The sequence below is a fragment of the Limimaricola sp. G21655-S1 genome (assembly GCF_027213785.1).
Taxonomy (GTDB): Bacteria; Pseudomonadota; Alphaproteobacteria; order Rhodobacterales; family Rhodobacteraceae; genus Limimaricola.
In genome coordinates, this window is sequence record NZ_JAPWGO010000241.1 from 1 (window position 1) to 269 (window position 269).

1 protein-coding gene is annotated in these 269 nt (G+C 34.6%); it reads right to left on the reverse strand.

Annotated elements, in window-relative coordinates; all coding sequences use genetic code 11:
* Positions 1-269, reverse strand: a 269-nt coding sequence (locus tag O4G76_RS20615) for a hypothetical protein (protein WP_269398990.1), incomplete at both ends; no start/stop codon positions are given.

The following is a 269-nucleotide window of genomic DNA, read 5'->3' on the forward strand; positions in this document are numbered from 1 at the left end:
GTATTTTTTCATGCTACTAGCAATCCATTTATCAGTCTCACTTTTATATGACTCATACATTTTAAGCGAATCGTTGTTCAGTAGCTCAGCGAGTCTTTTAATTTCAGCCTTACTTGCATCATCCAGTGTTTTACTTAAAGAGTCTTGAGATACTTCTTTTAGAAGTTTATGTACTTCTAAATCTCTATCTTGTGATTGCTTTACCATTTCCGAAGTTTGTGAAATAAATGCTGAAATACCACAAAACTCTTGCACTCCCGGTACAGGTA